20 protein-coding genes and 1 riboswitch are annotated in these 21,651 nt (G+C 30.8%); of the genes, 13 read left to right on the top strand and 7 right to left on the bottom strand.

Annotated features, from left to right (window positions below; translation table 11 throughout):
* Positions 1 to 123: 123 nt before the first annotated feature.
* A complete protein-coding gene (lepA, locus tag L992_RS01435) occupies positions 124 to 1,926 on the bottom strand; it encodes a translation elongation factor 4 (protein ID WP_047382348.1) in 1,803 nt (600 codons plus the stop codon).
* 149 nt (positions 1,927 to 2,075) lie between these two features.
* Between lepA and L992_RS01430 the strand changes: the two genes are divergently transcribed.
* From L992_RS01430 to L992_RS01415, 4 genes are read left to right on the top strand one after another with little or no spacing between them, the layout of a single operon-like run.
* Positions 2,076 to 2,531 (top strand): YhcH/YjgK/YiaL family protein, encoded by a 456-nt coding sequence (locus tag L992_RS01430; protein WP_047382347.1) that lies wholly within the window; start codon positions 2,076 to 2,078, stop codon positions 2,529 to 2,531.
* A gap of 14 nt (positions 2,532 to 2,545) precedes the next feature.
* Positions 2,546 to 3,211 carry a YoaK family protein gene (locus L992_RS01425; RefSeq protein ID WP_047382345.1) on the top strand — a complete coding sequence of 222 codons (666 nt, stop codon included), beginning with the start codon at positions 2,546 to 2,548 and terminating at the stop codon, positions 3,209 to 3,211.
* Positions 3,212 to 3,219: 8 nt separating this feature from the next.
* On the top strand, positions 3,220 to 3,417 hold the full coding sequence (locus tag L992_RS01420) for a hypothetical protein (RefSeq protein ID WP_047382343.1): 198 nt from the start codon (positions 3,220 to 3,222) through the stop codon (positions 3,415 to 3,417).
* Positions 3,418 to 3,445: 28 nt separating this feature from the next.
* Complete coding sequence (locus L992_RS01415) at positions 3,446 to 3,937, top strand: thioredoxin family protein (RefSeq protein ID WP_047382341.1); 492 nt, start codon at positions 3,446 to 3,448, stop codon at positions 3,935 to 3,937.
* 3 nt (positions 3,938 to 3,940) lie between these two features.
* Here the strand turns inward: L992_RS01415 and L992_RS01410 are convergent, their stop codons facing one another.
* The 3 genes from L992_RS01410 to L992_RS01400 form a co-directional block, all read right to left on the bottom strand.
* Entirely contained in the window at positions 3,941 to 5,443 is a 1,503-nt protein-coding gene (locus tag L992_RS01410) for an ABC transporter substrate-binding protein (protein ID WP_047382339.1), read from the bottom strand.
* 37 nt (positions 5,444 to 5,480) lie between these two features.
* Positions 5,481 to 7,187 carry an ABC transporter ATP-binding protein gene (locus L992_RS01405; protein WP_047382337.1) on the bottom strand — a complete coding sequence of 569 codons (1,707 nt, stop codon included), beginning with the start codon at positions 7,185 to 7,187 and terminating at the stop codon, positions 5,481 to 5,483.
* Positions 7,188 to 7,309: 122 nt separating this feature from the next.
* Positions 7,310 to 8,446, bottom strand: a complete 1,137-nt coding sequence (locus L992_RS01400; RefSeq protein ID WP_047382336.1) for a M20 family metallopeptidase — start codon at positions 8,444 to 8,446, stop codon at positions 7,310 to 7,312.
* Positions 8,447 to 8,604: 158 nt separating this feature from the next.
* Here L992_RS01400 and L992_RS01395 point away from each other — a divergent pair, with 158 nt between their 5' ends.
* From L992_RS01395 to L992_RS01375, 5 genes are all read left to right on the top strand, one after another.
* The gene (locus L992_RS01395) at positions 8,605 to 10,119 is read left to right on the top strand and encodes an AbgT family transporter (protein WP_047382335.1); all 1,515 of its coding nucleotides are present in this window, start codon (positions 8,605 to 8,607) and stop codon (positions 10,117 to 10,119) included.
* Positions 10,120 to 10,183: 64 nt separating this feature from the next.
* A riboswitch (Lysine riboswitch) is annotated at positions 10,184 to 10,357 on the top strand.
* 81 nt (positions 10,358 to 10,438) lie between these two features.
* A complete protein-coding gene (locus tag L992_RS01390; protein WP_052191704.1) occupies positions 10,439 to 11,908 on the top strand; it encodes a sodium:alanine symporter family protein in 1,470 nt (489 codons plus the stop codon).
* Positions 11,909 to 11,944: 36 nt separating this feature from the next.
* Positions 11,945 to 13,255 carry a diaminopimelate decarboxylase gene (lysA, locus tag L992_RS01385; protein ID WP_047382334.1) on the top strand — a complete coding sequence of 437 codons (1,311 nt, stop codon included), beginning with the start codon at positions 11,945 to 11,947 and terminating at the stop codon, positions 13,253 to 13,255.
* Between the two features lie 9 nt (positions 13,256 to 13,264).
* Entirely contained in the window at positions 13,265 to 14,434 is a 1,170-nt protein-coding gene (locus tag L992_RS01380; protein ID WP_047382332.1) for a M20 family metallopeptidase, read from the top strand.
* A gap of 81 nt (positions 14,435 to 14,515) precedes the next feature.
* Positions 14,516 to 15,160 (top strand): hypothetical protein, encoded by a 645-nt coding sequence (locus L992_RS01375; RefSeq protein ID WP_047382330.1) that lies wholly within the window; start codon positions 14,516 to 14,518, stop codon positions 15,158 to 15,160.
* Between the two features lie 31 nt (positions 15,161 to 15,191).
* On the opposite strand, the gene L992_RS01370 is transcribed toward L992_RS01375, so the two are convergent.
* Entirely contained in the window at positions 15,192 to 16,007 is an 816-nt protein-coding gene (locus L992_RS01370) for a ZIP family metal transporter (protein WP_047382329.1), read from the bottom strand.
* A 173-nt stretch (positions 16,008 to 16,180) separates the two neighbouring features.
* Here L992_RS01370 and L992_RS01365 point away from each other — a divergent pair, with 173 nt between their 5' ends.
* Entirely contained in the window at positions 16,181 to 16,903 is a 723-nt protein-coding gene (locus L992_RS01365) for a DUF305 domain-containing protein (protein ID WP_047382327.1), read from the top strand.
* Positions 16,904 to 16,946: 43 nt separating this feature from the next.
* On the opposite strand, the gene hcp is transcribed toward L992_RS01365, so the two are convergent.
* The gene (hcp, locus tag L992_RS01360) at positions 16,947 to 18,599 is read right to left on the bottom strand and encodes a hydroxylamine reductase (RefSeq protein ID WP_047394029.1); all 1,653 of its coding nucleotides are present in this window, start codon (positions 18,597 to 18,599) and stop codon (positions 16,947 to 16,949) included.
* Positions 18,600 to 18,663: 64 nt separating this feature from the next.
* Complete coding sequence (gene rd / locus L992_RS01355) at positions 18,664 to 18,822, bottom strand: rubredoxin (RefSeq protein ID WP_047382307.1); 159 nt, start codon at positions 18,820 to 18,822, stop codon at positions 18,664 to 18,666.
* A gap of 116 nt (positions 18,823 to 18,938) precedes the next feature.
* On the opposite strand from rd, the gene proC reads away from it, so the two are divergent.
* From proC to L992_RS01340, 3 genes are all read left to right on the top strand, one after another.
* The gene (proC, locus tag L992_RS01350; RefSeq protein ID WP_047382306.1) at positions 18,939 to 19,739 is read left to right on the top strand and encodes a pyrroline-5-carboxylate reductase; all 801 of its coding nucleotides are present in this window, start codon (positions 18,939 to 18,941) and stop codon (positions 19,737 to 19,739) included.
* A gap of 528 nt (positions 19,740 to 20,267) precedes the next feature.
* Positions 20,268 to 20,450, top strand: coding sequence for a hypothetical protein (locus tag L992_RS01345; RefSeq protein WP_047382303.1), 183 nt, complete (start codon positions 20,268 to 20,270; stop codon positions 20,448 to 20,450).
* Between the two features lie 81 nt (positions 20,451 to 20,531).
* On the top strand, positions 20,532 to 21,467 hold the full coding sequence (locus tag L992_RS01340) for a TRM11 family methyltransferase (protein WP_047382301.1): 936 nt from the start codon (positions 20,532 to 20,534) through the stop codon (positions 21,465 to 21,467).
* Positions 21,468 to 21,651 lie beyond the last annotated feature (184 nt).

Below are 21,651 nucleotides of genomic sequence, written 5' to 3'. Positions count from 1 at the left end.
AAGATACTTTCTTCATTAATTTGAAAAAAGTATCTTTCCTATTAAACTTTATTAGTTACTAGCTGAGTAGTTACATATTTTATAAATAAAAAAAACGGGTCTTTTAAAACCCGTTTCATTTTATTAATCGTTAAGTTTAAGTACAGATACGAATGCCTCTTGTGGAATCTCAACGTTTCCAATTTGTTTCATTCTCTTCTTTCCTTCTTTTTGCTTCTCTAAAAGTTTCTTCTTTCTAGAGATATCTCCACCGTAACATTTAGCAAGAACGTTCTTTCTATATGCTTTGATAGTTTCTCTAGCTATGATCTTAGCTCCTAAAGCAGCTTGGATAGGCACCTCGAATTGTTGTCTAGGAATAATCTCTTTTAATTTCTCACAGATTGCTCTTCCTCTAGAAGCAGCGTGATCAGTGTGAGCGATGAATGAGAACGCATCCACAGGATTTCCAGAAACAAGAATATCAACTTTAACAAGTGTAGATTCTTTATATCCAATCATTTCATATTCGAATGATGCATATCCCTTTGTTCTAGATTTTAATTTATCATAGAAATCGATTACAATCTCTGCTAGTGGTAACTCATATATTACCATAGTTCTATTGTCATCAATATATTTCATATCAATATATGTTCCTCTTTTTTCTTGGCAAAGTTCCATAACGTTTCCAACATAATCTTTAGGAGTAAGAATGCTTCCTTTTATATATGGCTCTTCAACGATAAACTTAGATCTTCCACCTTCAGGGAAATCACAAGGGTTGTCGATAACATAAGTTTCTTTTCCTTCCATAGTGATTCTATACTCAACTGATGGAGATGTAGAGATTAGATCGATATCATACTCTCTTCTTAATCTTTCAACAATGATTTCCATATGTAATAGTCCTAAGAATCCACATCTAAATCCGAATCCTAGAGCTAGAGATGTTTCTGGTAGGAATGTTAATGAAGCATCGTTTAGTTGAAGTTTTTCTAAAGCTTCTCTTAAATCCTCATAGTCATCTGTAGATAATGGGTATAATCCAGCAAATACCATTGATTGAGCTGGTCTGAATCCTTCTAATGGCTCAAGACAAGGTCTTTTAGCGTGAGTTACAGTATCTCCAACTTGTGTATCTTGAATTGTTTTGATACCAGTTATGATGTATCCAACTGATCCAGAACCTAATTCAGGTTGCTCTTTCTTAGTAGGAGCAAAGATTCCACACTCAAGAACATCAAACTCTTTTCCAGTTGACCAAATTTTGATTTTATCTCCTTTTTTGATTGAACCGTCTAAAACTTTAACATAAGTTATAACTCCACGATAGTCATCAAATAGTGAGTCGAAGATCATCGCTTTTAACGGAGCTTCTTCGTCGAATGTAGGAGCAGGAACTCTTTCTACAATTGCTTCTAATAAATCATCAATACCGATTCCAGCTTTAGCTGATACTAAAACGGCATCGTCAGCAGGTAATCCAATAATATCCTCAATTTCATTTTTTACTTTATCTACATCAGCAGCAGGTAAATCAATCTTATTGATAACAGGTACGATATCAAGATTGTTTTCTAATGCTAAATAAACGTTAGCAAGAGTTTGAGCTTCAACACCTTGAGCAGCATCTACAACAAGTAGAGCCCCTTCACAAGCTGATAAAGAACGAGATACTTCATATATAAAGTCAACGTGACCTGGAGTATCAATTAAGTTTAATTCATAATCATTACCATCTTTTGCTTTATATTTTAAAGTAACTGCTTGAGCTTTTATCGTAATTCCTTTTTCTCTTTCTAGCTCCATCGAGTCTAGTAGCTGTTCTTTCATTTCTCTCTCAGTAACTGTACCAGTAGCTTGAAGTAGTCTATCAGCTACAGTAGATTTACCGTGATCTATATGTGCTATAATTGAAAAGTTTCTTTTAAATTTTTGTAACACATTATCCTCCTCTAAATATATTTCTTCACACTATATTATAAAAGAATTATTAAAAAAAATCAATCTAAATTAAATTATAGCTTGACTTTATAAAGGATTTTGGAATATTATTAAAGTACAGTAAAAAAAATTAAGGGGGATTATTAAAAATGATCTTTGGACAATTAAACGAATTAAAATTTTATAAGGGAATTTCAAAAGAGCTAGATGCAGCTATTGAAGCGATTGAGAATGGAAGCTATAAAAATGGGGTTTTAGGAAAAAATGAAATAGACGGTGACAATGTATTTTTTAACCTTCAAGAGTGTAAAACTAAAGTTTTAGAAGAGTGTTTCTTTGAGTGCCATAAAAAATATATTGATATACACGTTGTAATCGAAGGAGAAGAAGGAATCGGATACTCATTAAAGGATTCATTAAAAGAAAAAAGTGAGTTTAATGAAGAGTCAGATTTTGGAGTTTTAGAAGGAGCAGAGGAATATAGAATGAATATGACTAAAGATAATTTCTTAGTAGTGTTCCCAGATGAGCCTCATATGCCATTAATTGCAAAAAATAATGAACCAACAGAATTAAAGAAAGTAGTATTTAAAATAAAATACTAAGAAGAAGGGTAGAGATGGAGCAAATTAACAAAAAACTGTTTTTATGGATTAGTTTATTAGCACTTTTAGGTGGAGGAATGAATGCGTTTGCAATTTTACAATTCTCTTTAACCGTCAGCCATATAACAGGAAGTGTGACCAGAATCTCTACGGACTTAGCTTACTCAAACATACCCCACCTTAAAATAATGCTAGGTTTAGTGGTTTCGTTTTTTAGTGGAGCGATAGTTTCTGGTATTATGATAGGGTCGGGTAGAGACTTTGAACTTAGAAAAAGATATGGAGATACCTTCATATTTATTGGGATTTTATTGAAAATTATAGATATATATCTTTATGATAAAATTATATTTGCATTTATTCTTGCTTTTTCTTTAGGTTTACAAAATGGTCTATTTATACGTTATAAAGGAATGGTAATTAGAACTACTCATATGTCAGGAACAGTTACTGATTTAGGTGTTGTTATTGGGCACTATTTAAGAGGAAACAGAGAGATAATGTGGAAGATGAAGTACTATGCTATAAACATTCTCTCTTTTACAACTGGAGGATTATTAGTAGGCTTAGGTTTAAAATATTTAGGCAGAGGTGTACTTAATTACATGTCATTAGCATATATTTTAAGTGGTATTTACTATTTTTTATTAAGAGATAGATATTATAAAACGAAAAGGTAGGAGAAAAGATGGAGAAGTATTTTATAACAGAAGATGAAAAAAAAGAGGTAATTGAAAAATATCCAACTCTTGAATGTGAGCACTCAATAGGAATGTTAATAGGAGAAGATTACATGTCGATAAAGTGTAAACTTTTAACAGGAACGTGTACTTATAAATCAGGAGCTAAAAACGAATATAAAAATTGTAAAATGCTAAATAGATAGTAAAAGATATTTATTGTGAGGTGAAGAAATGGATATAAAAACTCTTTATTCTGCAGGAATGAATTTTGATGCTTTTATGGGAACAGGAATAAAAAGTGAGAGGGATAGAATCCCTAAGAATTATTCTAGAATTGAAATGACTGAAGAGGAGATAAACATTGTAAAAAATGTTGAGAAAAAAATTAACTTTTTAGTTTCGGGAGAGCCATGGTGCATGGATTTTCAATTGAATGTTACAGTTCTAAAAAAGTTTTGTGAAATAAATTCAAACTTTGATATGGCAGTAATAACTAAAGCTAGAGGAGAGAAATTTTTAAAACCTTTAATGGAAGTAGAGGAGTTTAAAGTTCCATTTATTGTTCCTTTATCTGAAGAGTATGAAGTTTGTGGAGAGATTTTTGTAGAGAGACCTAAAGAGGTAAAAAAACATATCTACGAAGATGTAAAAATGGATTATTTAAAAGGACAGTATTTAAAACATACTGTAAAAGATTTAATAGAGATGATAACAAAAAAGTAGATGCTATTTAGCATCTACTTTTTTCATATTTTCATAATAGTTTCTCATACTGGCTTTGTTATAGTCAAAATTTTTAATTTTTTTACTAATTCCAATTCCGTCGATTTTATAAACCAGGGGTATGATTGGATTGTCGTCTAGTATCATCTCTTGAATCTCTTTGTAATATATTTTTCTTTTTTCAGAATCAATTGTCGAACGAGCAAGATCAATTTTAGCATCTAACTCAGGATTATTATAAAACGAACGATTTCCTTCTGCACCAATAGAGTTAGAATGGAAAAGAGTAGTTACAACAGTATCGATATCACTAACACCTAAAATCCAAGTTGTAAGTAAAATATCGTGTGCTCCTTCTGAGGTTCTTTTTAAAAAAGTTCCCCACTCAACAATTTCAATAGTAGATTCAATTCCAATCTCTTTTAAATTAGCTTGTATTATTTGAGCTATTTGAACTCTAACAATATTTTCACTTGTCCAAATTTTGAGAGATGGAATTTTTTTCTCAGAATTAATAATAGCTTTAGCTCCTTCGATATCTCTTTTAAAAGGTGTCAAATCCTGAGAGCTACCAAATATATTAGGATTGATAGGAGAAGTGGCAACAGAGCCTCTTTCAAGGAAGATAGCCTCTAAAATACCCTCTTTATCAATAGACATATGAATAGCTTTTCTAATGTTTTTATTATTTAATCCTTCTTTTTCGACATTTAAAACCATAAGTTCTGTGGTAGTTGTAGTTTTATGTAGCAAATCTAACTCTGGATTTTTTTCTACGATATTAAAATCGATAGGCGATATTGCATAGATAACATCTACTTCACCAGTTTCTAAAGCAGCTAAACGGCTAGTGTTTTCAGTTATAATTTTAAAAGTAAGACCACTGTTTTTAGGAGCTCCTTTGAAGTAATCTTTAAAACTAGTCATTACAATCTTGTCCCCATCTCCCCAATTTGTGACCATATATGGCCCTGTTCCCATTGGTTTTAAAGCAACGTTATTTCCAGCTTCAACATATTTTTTATTCATAATTGCAGCGATTGGAAGAGTTAAATTTGCCAAAAATGGAGCAGATGGCTCTTTTAAAGTTATAAGAACTTTTTCATCTTCTGTTTTTATAACACTTTTGATATCTTTTAATATAACTCTACTTCCAGGTTTTTGAAGCATTCTTTCTAAACTGAATACGACATCATCAACACTCATAATATCCCCATTATGAAATTTAACATTTTGTCTGATAGTAAAAATAATCTCTGTTGGAGATAGATATTCAAAAGATTCAGCTAACTCAGGAGTTGGAACTCCATTGTCATCAAGAGTTACTAAAGTATTAAAGATGTGTTCAGTTATACCTAAAGTTGGAAACTCATTGAAAGTGTGTGGATCTAAAGATTTAGGTTTTGAACCTTGGGCTACTATGATATTATTTTTTTCGTTTGAAAAAGTGTTAGTAGCAAAAAATAAAATGTTTAAAGTAAGTAATAAAGTAAAAAGTTTGTTCATCAAATCCTCCCCTAAAGATTAAATAAAATTAAAATTATTATTGTAAGATCCCTAAATGTAAATTGTAATAGAAACCTTTGTTATTAATAAGTTCTTCGTGATTTCCTCTTTCAACTATTCCATCATCTGTTAAAACGACTATTGTATCAGCATTTTTAATTGTTGATAATCTGTGAGCTACGACAATAGTTGTACGATTTTTAGAGAGTTCATCTAATGACTCTTGGATAAGTTGTTCTGTGATATTATCTAAAGCTGATGTAGCTTCATCTAAAATTAAAATAGGTGGATTTTTAAGGAAAATTCTACCGATAGCAATTCTTTGTTTTTGACCACCAGATAGTTTTACTCCTCTTTCACCAACTTCAGTGTCGTAACCATCAGGAAGAGTTTCAATAAAATCATGGATATTAGCTTTCTTAGCAGCGTCTATAATCTCCTCATCTGTAGCTTCAGGCTTACCAATTACTAGGTTTTCTCTGATTGTACCTGTAAATAGGAATGGGTCTTGCTGAACAATTCCTATACTTTGTCTTAGCGAATCTATTTTGAAATCATATATACTTTTAGAATCTATTTTAATATCTCCGCTGTTAATATCATAGAATCTAGGAATCAGATTACAGATTGTTGTTTTTCCTCCACCAGAAGGTCCTACAAGAGCAAGTTTTTCTCCAGCGTTTATACTTAAAGAGAAATCTTTTAAAATATTTTTTTTCTCATGACTAAAGTATATATTTTCAAAAGTGATTGCTCCTTTTACATTTTCTAAGTTTGTTGCATCAGAGGAATCTTTTTCGATATCTTCATCTAGCATCTCTTTGAAACGTTTAAATCCACTCATTCCATTTTGATATTGTTCAACAAAACCAACTAATCTTTTGATAGGCTGACTAAAAATTCTGATATAAAGTAGGTAAGCTAAGAAATCTCCAAAATTGATTTTACCTTGATATGTAAAAATTGCACCAAAAACTAAAACAAGATAGTCTAGCATATCAGTAAAGAATGTCATCCCTGAAACATATTCAGCCATAACTTTATAAGCTCCTTCACGAGCTTTTTTGAATTCGATATTACTTTTTTTAAATTTTTGTAATTCCTCTTCTTTATTGACAAAAGCTTTTGAAACTCTAATTCCACTGATACTATTTTGTAATGTTGAATTAATAGCGCCAATTTTTTCACGAGTTTCAGAGAAGGCATCAGTCATTTTTTGTCTTCTATTTAGTGTGAACCAAACGATAAACGGTATTACAGAGAATACAATTAATGTCAAAGGAATATTGATTTTTAGTAATAGGAAGAACGAACCTAAGATCATTATTATAGAGATAAATAGATCTTCTGGACCATGATGAGCTAATTCTGAAACCTCTTGTAAATCGTTTACAATTCTTGACATGATACTTCCAGTTGCAGTATTATCAAAGTATTTGATAGGAAAGTTTTGAAGTTTTGCATAGACATCTCTTCTCATATCCCCTTGCATTCTAACTCCAACAACATGTCCCCAGTAATTCATAAAGAAGTTACAAAGAAGTTTTATTAAATATATTCCTAAAAGAATACCCGCTAAAGTAATAATAGCTTTATAATTTTTATTTGGAATATAGTTGTTTACAGCAGCTCTACTCAACATAGGGTATATTAAATCACAGGCGGAAACTGTTATAGCAGCAAGTAAATCTAAAAAAAATAGTTTTTTATAAGGTTTATAATAACTTATAAATTTTTTTAACATTAAAAACCTCCAATATTTAGTAATTTTATTACACTATATAATTTTAAAAGAAAAGTATATAAAAGTCAAAGAATATTAAAATTATCCACAATAAAAAAAGAGTTCCGAAGAACTCATGATAATTATAAGCATTTAAATTCTTTTAAGATATTTAAAAAATATTCTACGCCATGTGTTAAAGCTTCGTTGTTGAAATCAAATCGACTGTTATGAAGAGCACAAACATGACCGTTTTCTTCATCTCTAACACCAACAAGAGCTAAAAGACCTGGAGTGCCATCTTGAGAGTAGAATGAAAAATCCTCTGACCCACTTAAAGAGATATCAGTAAAAACGGTTTTTCCATTTAATGCGTGAAGTGCATGTTCAAATAGTTTTTTATCATTGATAACAGGAGGATAAAAAGGTTCAAAATGCATATTGATATCAACATCAAAAGCAGTTTCAAAACCAGAGTTAATTTTTTCCATTCTCTCTTTTATGAAAGGAATCAAAGACCTATTTTCTAATCTAATTGTTCCAAGCATATTGACACTTCCAGGGATAATGTTACGAACAGTTCCAGCATGGAAAGCTCCTATAGTTAGAAGAAAATGTTCATACGATGGAATGTTTCTAGATTTTATAGATTGGTACGCTTCAACAAGTTTGGCCCCAATTAAGATAGAGTCAATTCCTTTATGTGGTTGAGCACCGTGACACCCTTTACCAGTTAGAGTTATATCTAAATTTATATTTTGAAGAGAAACACATCCAGATTTCACAGCAAACTCTCCAACTTTAATTTCAGGATAAACATGAAGTGCAAAAATAGCTTCAATTTTCTTAGATTTATAGTAGTCATCAGCAACAATAAAACGAGCCCCACCTGCTCCTTCCTCTCCGGCTTGAAATATGAATACTAAAGATTTTTGTAATTTAACACCTGAGTTTATTAATTTTTTTATCTCTTGAATGAATGTTAAAAGCATTGCAGCATGACCATCATGACCACAAGCGTGCATCATACCATCTATTTTAGATTTAAATGGATTGTTACTCTCTTCTTTTAAAGGTAAAGCATCAATATCAGCTCTGAAAGCCAAGCAAGAATCAATTGTACCAGGAATAAAAGCTACAGTACTCGTTCCAATAGAATGATACTCAACACATTCCTCATCTAAAATTTTTCTAATATACTCAGAAGTTTGAAACTCTTTTAAAGCTATTTCAGGTATTGTATGAAGATAATTACGATGTGTATTAAGATTGTTTAACATAAAATCACTCCCTCACTATTTATTATTTTAATTAATACCATATTTCTTATGTTTTTGTCATATTTATATTATGAATGAGTTAGATAAAAATAATATAGTTGTATAATTTATACTCAAGTAGTACACTGATTTAAAACAAAAAAATGGGAGGGGTTTAAATGGAAAAAATTGGTGTAGAAAAAAAACACAGAATTTTGGATTGGATAGAAAAAGTTGGAAATAAAATTCCACATCCATTTATGTTATTTTTCTTTTTAAGTGTATTTATTATTTTGCTGTCAGCACTTTTGAGTAGTTTTGGAGTTCAAGTTGTAGATCCTGTAAAGAATGAAGTTGTTAAAGTAAAAAATCTTTTTTCTGGTGAAGGTATTAATTTTATGCTTCAGAATACAATTAAAAATTTTACTGGTTTTTCTCCGTTAGGATTAGTTTTAGTAATGACTCTGGGAATTGGATTAGCTGAACATGTGGGTTTAATTTCAGCTTTTATGAGAAATACAATATTAAATAGTTCACCAAAAGTTATTACATTTATGATTATGCTTATAGGTATTTGTGGAAATATAGCATCTGATGCTGCGATAGTAGTAGTCCCGGTGATTTCAGCATTTATATTTTGCTCATTAGGAAAACATCCACTAGCAGGGATAGCGGTTGGGTATGCTGCAACAACAGCGGGATTTAGTGCTAATTTGATAGTGGCGGGAACTGATGCCTTATTAGCAGGAATTTCAACAGAGGCTATGAAAATAGTAAATCCAAGTATAACAGTTTCGGTTGTAGATAACTGGTATTTTATGGCAGTTTCGACATTTCTATTAGCTATTGTAGGAACAGCAATAACTGAGAGAGTAGTAGAGCCTAGATTAGGAAAGTATACAGGTAAAAAAACTATAAAAAGAGAAGAGGTTACTATTTTAGAGAAAAATGCTTTGAAAAAAACAGCAATAAATGTTGGAATATATTTGGTTCTTTTAGTAGCAATAGTTTATCCTAAAAATAGTTTTTTAAGAAACCCAAATACGGGATCTTTATTGAACTCACCACTTTTGAATTCGATTATTCCACTTTTATTAATATTATTTTTAGTTGGTGGAATAACGTATGGTAAAGTAGTTGGAAATATAAAGGAGATGTCAGATATCCCGAGATATATGACAATGGGAATGAAAGATATGGCGAGCTATATAGTTTTGGTATTTATGATAGGGCAATTTATAGCTTATTTTAATTGGAGTAAATTAGGTTTTGTTTTAGCTGTAGAGGGTGCGGATTTGCTTAAGAACTTAAATTTAAGAGGGATACCTCTATTTATAATGTTCATATTACTTTCAGCATTTATAAATCTTTTTATAGGAAGTGGGTCTGCAAAATGGGCGTTGCTAGCACCAATATTTATTCCAATGTTCTATATGTTAGGATATAATCCAGCATTAACTCAGATGCTTTATAGAATAGGAGATTCAACAACTAATGTAATATCTCCACTTTTTCCATACATGCCAATTATATTAGGATTGACTCAAGAATATGAAGAAGATTCAGGAGTGGGAACAGTTATATCTTTAATGCTACCATATACTATAGCTATGTTGATTATGTGGATAATTTTAGCAATAATTTGGGTATATTTTAGCATACCTTTAGGACCTGGAGTTGTAATAAAAATTTAAAAAATATATAAAAAAACTTGCTTTTTATTTTTTTTAATGTTACTATTCATTCAATTTAAGAGAATTTTAAGGTAGAGGAGCGAACAACAAAAGTAAGTTAGTAGAGCTAGACAAAGCATTGAAACTAAATGAAAGGGAAGTTTGCCGAAATAAAAGTTATGTCAAAAACTTTTATTGGGTATATAGATAATATCTATATAACTGTCATTAGTATATCTAATGTTGTGCTATCCGTTATTTGTAATATTATAAAATTTACAAAAAACTGCCTATTTTATTTTTATGGGGCAGTTTTTTTATTTAAAAAGGAGCGCAGAAAATGTTACAGTTAAGTAGAGTGAATGAAGTTTTTAGTTTTTTAGGTCCAGTGACCGATTTTTTATGGGAGTTTCCAAGAAATTTTGAGTTTTATAAAAATATTCCTTTAGTAGGAAATTTTACGTTAGCGATATTATTGCTAATGGGATGTGGAATGTATTTTACAATGAGATTAAAATTTGTTCAAATAAGATATTTTAAAAGAAGTTTGCAGATTTTAAAAAATAAAAGTAGCAATCAAGTTGGAATCTCACCAATGGCGGCATTTTTATTGAGTAGTGCAACAAGAATAGGGCCTGGAAATATAATGGGTGTTACAGGAGCCGTATTAGCAGGAGGCCCAGGAGCACTATTCTGGATGTGGGTGAGTGCATTTTTCGGAATGGCAACAAGTTTTGTTGAAGCAACCCTTGCACAGATATTTAAAGAAAAAAATGAGGATGATTATGTAGGAGGAATAGCGTACTACGGAAGAAAACTTCTAAATAATAGTAAGTTAGCAGGATTACTAATAGCAGGTTCTTATATCTTCTATGCTTTATTTACTCTTCCGTCACAAGTTTTCCATATGTTTACAGCATTTGGAAGCTTAGCAGGTCAGATTACAGGAGCAGTTTATACTAGAACAGATAACGTCTATATAGTTATAGGAGTATCTATAATTATATTTACCTTTGGAATAATTTTTGGTGGAATAAAAAGAGTTGCAGCAGTAACTGATTTCATAGTACCAATAATGGCAGTTTTATATTTTGGAGTAGCTTTATTCTTGATAGCTTTAAATTTAGATAAAGTTCCATATTTCTTTTTAGCTGTTTTTAAAGGAGCTTTTAGTCCGTCAGCTTTATTCGGAGGTTCAATAGGTATAGCTTTACAACAGGGAATAAAAAGAGGATTGATGTCAAATGAGGCAGGACAAGGAACAGTGACTATGGCAGCGGCGGCAGCAGATGCAAAACATCCAGTAGAACAAGGTTTTGTTCAACAATTTGGAGTTTTTATAGATACATTTGTAATTTGTACGATTTCAGGTTTTTTAGTAATTATAGCAAGTATATGGAATTTAGATACTCAAAACTTTGAGGTTTTAAGAAGTGATAAGTTAGGATATTTCATAGAATCATTAAAGGTACTATCACCAGCATCACTAAATGGAATTATTCAATTTATAGTTTCTCTGTGCTATGGGATGTTTGCATTTTCGACTATACTAGGAATGATTGCATTTATAGATATATCGGCAACTGAGATATGCAGAAAAAAGATATTTTTAATCTCAATGAAGCTGGTATCATCTCTGATATTTATTCCGTTTGGAGTTATGTGTGTTTGGTCGGGATTGGAGTTAGATAATATTTGGGTAATAAGTGATTTTACGAATTTAGTTATGGTATTTATAAATGTACCGTTGATATTGTTAGGATTTAACTTTGCACAAAAATCATTAAAAGAGTATGAATTAAATCAATAAATTAATTTATAAATTGTACTGAATAGGAGGAGTGGGATGAAGTTTTTAGGAAGTATGAAAAATGTAGATGGTATTTTAGAAATAGGTGGGATTTCAGTAAAAAAATTGAAAGAGGATTTTGGAACACCTTTGTATATATATGATTTAGAGTTACTACAAAAGAAAATTAGAGATATAAAAAATTCATTTAAAAGTGAAAAATTTAATACAACTGTTGTGTATGCGTCTAAAGCTTATCTGTCAAAAGGAATGGCTCAAGTTGTAGATAGAGAGGGATTACATATAGATGCTGTTTCAGGAGGAGAGTTATATACAATTCTTTCATCTGGATTTCCTTCGAAAAGAGTTCATATGCATGGAAACAATAAATCTATAGAAGAACTACATATGTGTGTAGAACATGAGATAGGAAGTATAATTTTAGATAACAGATTTGAAGCTGAAAAAGTAGCTCAGATTTGTAGAGAGCTAGGAAAAAAGATGAGTGTTATGGTAAGATTAAATATAGGAATAGATGCACACACTCATGAATATATAAAAACAGCAAAGCATACTTCAAAATTTGGAGAATCAATTTTTGATAAAGAGATAGAAAATATTGTAAAAGATATTGTTCAAAAAGAAGAGTTAAACTTTTTAGGTTTTCATTGTCATATAGGTTCACAGATTTTTGATGAGCTTGCTTTTTGTGAAGGTGTAAAAACAATGGTTCAATTCACGAAAAAGATTTCAGAGGAGTTAAAAATTAAAATTCCTGAAATAAATATAGGTGGAGGATTCGGGGTTAGATATACTGAAGAGGACACAGATACTGATTTAAAAAAGATGATGAAAAAAATTATTATCTCTTTAGAGGAGAACCTACTAGCAGAAAATTTATCAGTTGAGAATGTGATAATAGAACCTGGGCGTTCAATAGTTGCGGCTGCAGGAAGTACTTTATATACAGTTGGAGGAAATAAGAAAACTTTTGGTGAAGAAAACTATGTCTTTATAGATGGCGGAATGACTGATAATATCAGACCAGCACTATATAGCGCTAAATATGAAAGTGTTGTTGCTAATAGATTAAATGAAAGTAAAAGAGAGTTAGTAACAATAGCTGGAAAATGTTGTGAATCAGGGGATATAATAGCTAAGAATACAAAGTTAGGAAAATGTTCAGAGGGAGATTTAGTACTGGTTAGTTGCACAGGAGCCTATGGGCATTCAATGAGTAGTAATTACAATAAAGCTTTGAGACCTGCTGTAGTTTTTGTAAAAGATGGAAAGAGCTATTTGGTTTCAAAAAGAGAAAGCTATGAGGATTTAATAAAAAATGATCTTGATTTATTAGAAAATATATAGGGAGACAAAATGGATATAAATAAATTGAAAAGTGAATCTCAGAAGATAAAAGATTGGTTGATAGATGTAAGAAGAGATTTTCATCAGCATCCAGAGTTAGGAACTGAAGAGTACAGAACTCATGATAAAATATGTGAATATCTAAACGATATGAACATTCCATATAGAACATCATTCAATACTGGAGTGATAGCAGATATAGTTGGAGAAAATAAAGATATTACAATAGCATTAAGAGGTGACATTGATGCACTACCTATTTTAGATATGAAAACAACAGAGTATTCATCTAAAATTAAAGGTGTTTGCCATGCATGTGGTCATGATGTGCACACAACAATTGTCTTAGGAGTTGCAAAATATTTTTATGAAACTAAAACAAAACCACCAGTGAACATAAGATTAATATTTCAACCCGCAGAGGAAACTGTTGGAGGAGCAAAGCCTATGATAGAGGATGGAGCACTTGTTGGAGTAGATGCTGTATATGGTTTACATGTAGATGACACAATAGAGAGTGGGAAGATAGGAATCAAATACGGTGCTATGAATGCTTCATCAGATACTTTAAAAATTAAAATAAAAGGAACTAGCTGTCACGGCGCATATCCGAGTCGAGGAATTGATGCCCTTCTAATAGCTTCTCATGTAATTATAGCTCTTCAAAGTATTGTAAGTAGAAATTTAGATGCTAGAGAGAGCGGAGTAGTAACAATTGGAACAATAAATGGGGGAACAGCTGGAAATATAGTTGCCAATGAGATTGAATTAAAAGGAACACTTAGAACCTTAGATCCTGAAGTAAGAAAAAAAATGAAGAAAAGAATAAAAGAGATTGTTGAAGGAATTCCGTTAGCTTTTGGAGGAGAGGGAGAAGTAGAGATAGAACCAGGATATACAGCTCTGATAAACCACAATAAAAATGTGGATATTGTGAGAGAAAATGCAATTAAATTACTTGGAGAAAATAGCGTATATGAAAAAGAATTAGCCAATATGGGAGTTGAAGACTTTGCATATTTTGTTGAGAAAATCGAAGGAGCATTTTTTACATTAGGAGTCAGAAATGAAAACAAAAATATAGTGGCACCAGCTCATAATGGAAATTTTGATATAGATGAAGAGTCTATCTTAAATGGTGTAATGATGCAAATATTAAATATTTATACTACAAAATAAAAATTTATAAAATCAAAGAAAAAGAGAGTTTTTTTAGTAATATATCTCATAGAGTATATAAAATTAAAAAGGAGATCAACTATGAAAAAGATTTTAATCATATTAATTTCTATTTGTTCAATAGTATCTTTTTCTGCTGAAATAGTAAATGAAGTAGTAAATGATAATAGTGTTCCTATTATTGAAAATGTTTCGATATCTGATGTAGCAAATGAAGAGTTTATAATAAGTGTTATGGGAAGTTTAGAATCAGATCCAGAAATAATGAACAAAATTAATGAAATAGGAGAAATTGTAGACTCTGAAGTTCAAAAGGACAGTCCAGATTGGAAAAAAGTAGAAGAGTTATATAATGAGTTGTCAATATATACAAATAAAGTTGCTGTCAATATGATGAGAACTTTGAAAGAAGGAGGATTAGAAAAAAGTGATCCAAATTTTGAGAGTGATATGAATAATGAGATAGTTTCAGATATGTTTTTAGATCAAGATATGCCGTCAAATCCTGTAGATGAAAATGAGATTATGGAAGCTATAAAAAAAGGTATGACAACAAAAGAGATTGCTCGTATGGAGGAGATTAGCGGAAAAATTTCAACAGAGATTGAGTTGCCAAATCCAAATTGGGAACAGGTTGAAAAAGATTATAATGAATTATCTAAATACACAAATAAAGTTACAGTTATAATAATGCAAGTTGAGAAAAAAAGAAATGGAGTTCAATAGAACTCCATTTTGCATTTTTGTATTGTAATTACTATCCAAGAGCTACATCTAGAAACATCATAAGAGCAAAGCCAAACATAACACCAATAGTCCCAGAGTCGTCATTTTTAACTTCTTTGGCTGTTGGAATAAGCTCTTCAGCAACAACATAAATCATAGCACCAGCAGCAAAGGCAAGAGCATATGGAAGTAAAGATGTCATTTTAATAACAAAGATAGCTCCTAAAACACCTGCGATAGGTTCAACTATTCCAGAGGCTTGACCATATAAAAAAGCCTTCCATCTACTCATACCCTCTCTTCTAAGAGGAATAGATACAGCAGCTCCTTCTGGGAAGTTTTGAAGTCCGATTCCAATCGCAAGAGTGACAGCAGAGATTAAAGTAGCAGAATCACTTCCTGTTACAGAAAGAGCACCAAAAGCAACTCCAACAGCTAATCCTTCTGGAATATTATGAAGAGTTATGGCTAGAACTAATAGAACACTTCGTCTCAATTTTGTTTTAATTCCTTCTGCTTCTGATGTTTCTTTATTTAAGTGAAGATGAGGTAGGAATTTATCCACACACCAAAGAAAGCCTCCTCCTAGAAGAAAACCTATTAAGGCAGGTTTCCAACCTGGAAGACCAATCTCTTCAGCAAGTTCAATAGCAGGATTAAGCAGTGACCAAAATGAAGCTGCAATCATAACTCCTGAGGCAAATCCAAGCATTCCATTTAAAACTTTTTGGTTTATTGTTTTAAAGAAAAAAACCATGGCAGAACCAAGCATAGTAACAAAATATGTAAAAAAAGTAGCTAAAAAAGCTAATAAAATAGGATTTAATTCTTTTAAATATTCAAGCATAAAAACCTCCTGTTAACTATCAAATGGATTATATACTTAATTTGTATTTTAAATATATAACTTATTATATACCTAATTGTACGATATAGCTATAATTTTCCCTTTTTATTAAAAGGAAGTTATATACTATTTTATAATAATACTTTACACAGCGTTACTACAGGAGGAAAGAAATGATTGATTTTAAAAATATAAATATAATGGTAGGAGTTGCGGCTCTTTTTTCAACAGTATCTATAAACTCTTATGGAGATGGAGTAAAAGAGGTATCAAAAGTACAAAAAGAAAGAAAATATAAATTGGAATCTGAAGAAAAGATTTATAGTGTTTTAACACCTTTAGAAAAGGTTGTTCCAGATAATTTAAGAGGGTATAAAGAGTATGATGAATACGCCCATAGCTTAATGATGTCAAATAGTTCACAAATATTTTTAACGAATGATGTGGGAAATAATTTTGTGATTTATATGATTCCACATCATGAAGCTGCAATAGTTTCAAGCATCGGTGTTTTGAGATATACAACAAATCCTAAAGTTAAAGAGTTGGCGGAAAGGGTTGTAAAGATTCAAAAGAATGAAGTTAAGATAATGCAAAATCTTTTAGAGCAAGGGGAGCTAAGAGGAAATGAAAATTCTGAATTTTTAAAAAAGATTCAAAAGTTAAATGAACAGAAGATGGATATGAAATTTTATGAGTTATTAGGAAATGATTCTGAAAATGTAAGTGAGCACTATTTAAAATCAATGATTCCACATCATCAATTAGCTTTAGAGATGGCTAGAGAATATTTGAGGTATGGAAGTAATGAAGAATTGATTAAACTAGCACAAAAAATTTTATTAACTCAAGAGGAGGAAATAAAAGAGATTGAGTTGTTATTAAAAAATAGATAGTAAAAAAGCAGGAGGTTAATCCTGCTTTTTCTCTTGATTTAGATTAGAAGTTCTTCAAATCTTCTTCAACGTTACTTATAGTTCCAAGACCAAAATTATCTATTAAAACATTAAGAACGTTAGGACTTAAAAATGCTGGAATAGTTGGCCCAACATGTATATTTTTAAATCCAAGATATAAAAGAGAAAGAAGAACCAAAACAGCTTTTTGTTCATACCAAGCTATATTGAAAACTATTGGAAGCTTATTCACATCATCCAATCCAAAAGCTTCTTTTAATTTTAAAGCTATAAGAGCTAAAGAGTAAGAGTCGTTACACTGCCCTGCATCTAAAACTCTTGGAATTCCACCGATATCTCCTAAATCTAATTTGTTATATCTATATTTAGCACATCCTGCAGTTAAGATCACAGTATCTTTAGGAAGAGCAGCAGCAAACTCAGTATAATATTTTCTATCTTGCATTCTAGCATCGCATCCACCCATTACATAGAACTTTCTAATAGCGCCAGATTTTACAGCTTCAATAACTTTATCGGCAAGAGATAAAACTTGGTTATGAGCAAAACCAGTAATAATCTCTCCTTTTTCTAGCTCAACAGGTGGTTTACAAGTTTTAGCAGCCTCTATAATTTCACTAAAATCTTTTTTACCATGTTCGTTAATTGCAATGTGTTTACAGCCCTCCATACCTGCAGAGTTAGTAGTGTAGACTCTTTCTAAGTAATTAGCAATAGAACCTCTAGGAGGAACTAAGCAGTTACTTGTAAATAAAATAGGACCATTGAAATCTATAAACTCTTTTGTTTGGTGCCACCAAGAGCCACCATAGTTTCCAACAAGGTTATCATATTTTTTAAAGAACGGATAAGCTATTCCAGGGAGCATTTCAGAATGAGTATAAATATCTACTCCTGTTCCACGAGTTTGTTCAAGTAGCATCTCTAAGTCTTTCAGGTCGTGTCCAGAAATCAAAATACCAGGATTATTTCTTACACCAAGATTAACTTTTGTGATTTCAGGATGTCCATAAGTAGATGTATTAGCTTCATCTAAAAGAGCCATAGCATCCACTCCAACTTTTCCAACGTTTAAAACCATTTGAATCAAGCCATCAATGCCTAAAGAGTCATCATCAACATTAGCTAAAGTTTCTTCTATAAATCTATAAATTTTAAAATTTTCTTTTCCAAGGTTAAAAGCATGTTCAATATATGCAGTCATTCCTTTAATTCCATAAATTATAGTTTCTCGAAGAGATCTGATATCATCATTTTCTGTTCTTAGAACACCAACTTTTGATGCATATTCAAGGAGAGACTCATTGTCATTTGGATTGGTAGGGCAGTTAATATATTTTGAAAATTTATCAGGAATAGAGATGTTGTGATTTCCAAGTTCAACCTGAAGAGCAGCACGATACATCTCTCCAGTTTCAATCTCTTTTATAATAGCATTATCATCAAAATTAGCATTTGTGATAGTTACGAAAAGGGCATTTACAACCCAACGATGTAAACTATTACAAAGAGATGTTTTATCGTGTAATAACTCAACATAAGCAGATACTGTTTTAGCCGTATGGATTAATAAATCTTGAAGTTTAGCAGTATCTGGAGATTTTCCACAAACACCTCTTATTGTACACCCTTTGTTCATTGCAGTCTCTTGACATTGATAACAAAACATAGACATAAATACCTCCTAGAATATATTTTTACATGAAAAAGCTGAGGAACTTACAGCCCTCAGCAAATTTCTATTCTTTTTCAAACTCGTCTTTTCCAACTCCACAAATAGGACAAACCCAATCTTCAGGAACATCTTCCCAATGAGTTTTCGCAGCAACCCCATTGTCAGGATCCCCAGTTTCAGGGTCATAAATCCAGTTACAAACGTTACATCTCCATTTTTCCATAAAAAACCTCCTCAAGTTAATCAAATTCAATTGATTTTTTTTACAAGAATTAGATAGTTTTTCCTTTAAAAAATTTGTTATAATAGAATACATATAAAACGAATTGGAGGAAAAATATGAAAAGAATAGGTTTCATTGGAGCTGGGAATATGGGCAAGGCGATGATAAATGGAATGTTGAAAAACCATATACCATCTTCAAATATATATGCGAGTGGAAGAGATTTGGAAAAATTAAAAAAATTAGGAGAGTCACTGAGTATAAATATTTTTGAGAGTAATATAGAGTTGGTAAAGAGTTGTGATATTATATTTTTAGGAGTAAAACCAAATATATATTCTAAAGTAATTGATGAGATAAAAGATTATATCGATGAAAACAAAATAGTGGTAAGTATTGCACCAGGATATTCTTTAAAAGAGTTAGGGAATATGTTTGGAAAAAATGTAAAAGTAATGAGAACAATGCCAAACACTCCAGCCATGGTAGGAGAGGGAGTTACAGCTTATTGTATCGAAGAGAATATAAGCTTGAAAGAAGAGAGAACTATAGTAGAGATATTAAGTTGCTTTGGATTGGTAGAGAGAGTTGAAGAGAAAGAGATGGATGCAGTAGTAGCAACAACGGGATCATCACCAGCTTATGTTTATATGTTTATTGAAGCGATGGCTGACGCCGCAGTATTAGGTGGAATTTCAAGAGATAAAGCATATAGATTAGCAGCACAGGCTGTTTTAGGAAGTGCAAAGATGGTTTTAGAAACAGGAATGCATCCAGGGGCTTTAAAAGATATGGTGTGTTCACCAGGAGGAACGACAATAGAAGCAGTAACAACTTTAGAAGAAAATGGATTTAGAAATGCTATAATTAAAGCTATGAGAAATTGTATGGAAAAATCTAAAAAAATGAACTCATAGAAGAGTGTTTAAATAATAAAATAAATAATAAAGTAAATAAAAAGTAGAGGGCACCATCACGAATCCCTCTACTTCATAAAACATATAAATCTTTAAAAATTGAATCTTTTCACGTTTAAATAACCTTAAAACTTGTAAAACACTTTTTTAAAACTTAAAACACTTTACTAACTTTAAATCTATTTCTCACATAATAGTTAGATTTACAATTTCACGATTTGTTTTTATTTTTTTTTCATCACGAAAACATTATACATTTTACTATAAATTACTATACTTTTTATAATTATATAACTTTTGAACATCTTTGAAACTGTGTGATGGCTTTTTTAAAACTTTAAACAGTTGAAACTTAAAACCTTTTAAATCTTATCTAACTATTATTATAATTTTTAGACGGTTTTTGTTTCTAAAAAAGTTTGAAAAAAAATATTTTTATTTATATTTTAAAAATTTAATATAAAAAAGGATTTTTTCGAATTTTTCAGAAAGAGTGTGTAGAAACATAAAAAAGATAAAGGAGAGTCTATGTATAAGGTAGAGCTGTTTGAACATGAAAATATTTTAATATCTAGAGAGTTAGAAGATTATGATAGTACTTTTAGTTATCTTGAAGTTTTGATTAAAGAGCTAGGAGATAATCGAAAAATTATAGTTCATGAGAAAAGAGATGATCGTTGGGTTAAATTTGGAGAATGGAAATTACAGTAGAATTTAAATTTTGTTAGGTATATGACTTTTAACATGGTATATTAAAGCTTAGCTTAATAAAAATTTAAAGGAACGTGATATATGAGAAAATTTCCAAAACATCTATATATAGTAAATTATCCAACACCTGAAGAGGAGCTTTGTCACTTAGAGATGAAAGTAGTTTTTGGAAAAGAACTTAAAGATAAGATGTTATTTTCAGATATAAAATTTAATTCATCAAATAGTCCATTCATAAAAACTCGTTTAGATATTATTTATGAAAAAGATAGTGTTGAAGAAATTTTAGAAGAGATTAAAAAAGATAAAAATATTTATAATAATTTCAAATTAGAATATGTAAGATTAAACAGTTTAGATAACGTACCATATGAAGAGCGATTGAAAATAATAAAAGAGATCTCTATGAATATTCAAGGATGTCACAATTTTAAAAATCCAGAATTTAGCTTTGGGATAACTAAGGTAGATGATAAATGGTTGTTTGGAATTGATAATAAGAATGATTATAAGTGGCACTCACATGATAATAAACCTTGCTCATACTCGAACTCGTTAGGAGTAAAAGTAGCCAAAGCTGTAGTAAATATAGCAAATGGTGGTTCTAAAGATAAAACAATTATTGATCCATGCTGTGGAGTTGGAACAACTTTAGTTGAAGCTTTAGATGCAGGTTATTTAATAGAAGGTTATGAAATAAATAAGCAAATTGCAAAGAATGCAAATATAAATTTAGAGTTTTATGGTTTTGATTCGATTGTTGTAAATGATGATATGCATAATATTCAAAAAAATTATGACAGCTCTATAGTTGATATACCATACGGTCTTTTTAGTCACACCTCAGAGGATGAGCAGAGAAAAATAATAGAAACAGCTAGAAGAATATCTAAAAGAATGGTTATGATATCTTTTGAAGAACATGATTTGATGATAGAGGAAGCTGGGTTTAAAATAATTTATCAATGTATAGTAACAAAGGGTAAATTCAAAAGATTTATAGTTGTTGCAGAGTAGAAAGTAAACTAATGTTAAAATAATGTAAAAAAACTTGTTGACTTTTTTTATAAGTTGTGGTATTATAATTATGTAGCACAGAGGAAGTTGAAAAACAAACCTGACTATGAAGCCTGGGTGGCGGAATAGGTAGACGCACGGGACTTAAAATCCCGAGCTATCTGATAGCGTGCCGGTTCGATTC

The organism is Cetobacterium sp. ZOR0034 (assembly GCF_000799075.1).
Classification (GTDB): Bacteria; Fusobacteriota; Fusobacteriia; order Fusobacteriales; family Fusobacteriaceae; genus Cetobacterium_A.
The sequence above is the reverse complement of the archived record's forward strand: the minus strand, read 5'-3'. Positions and strand labels throughout refer to the sequence as shown.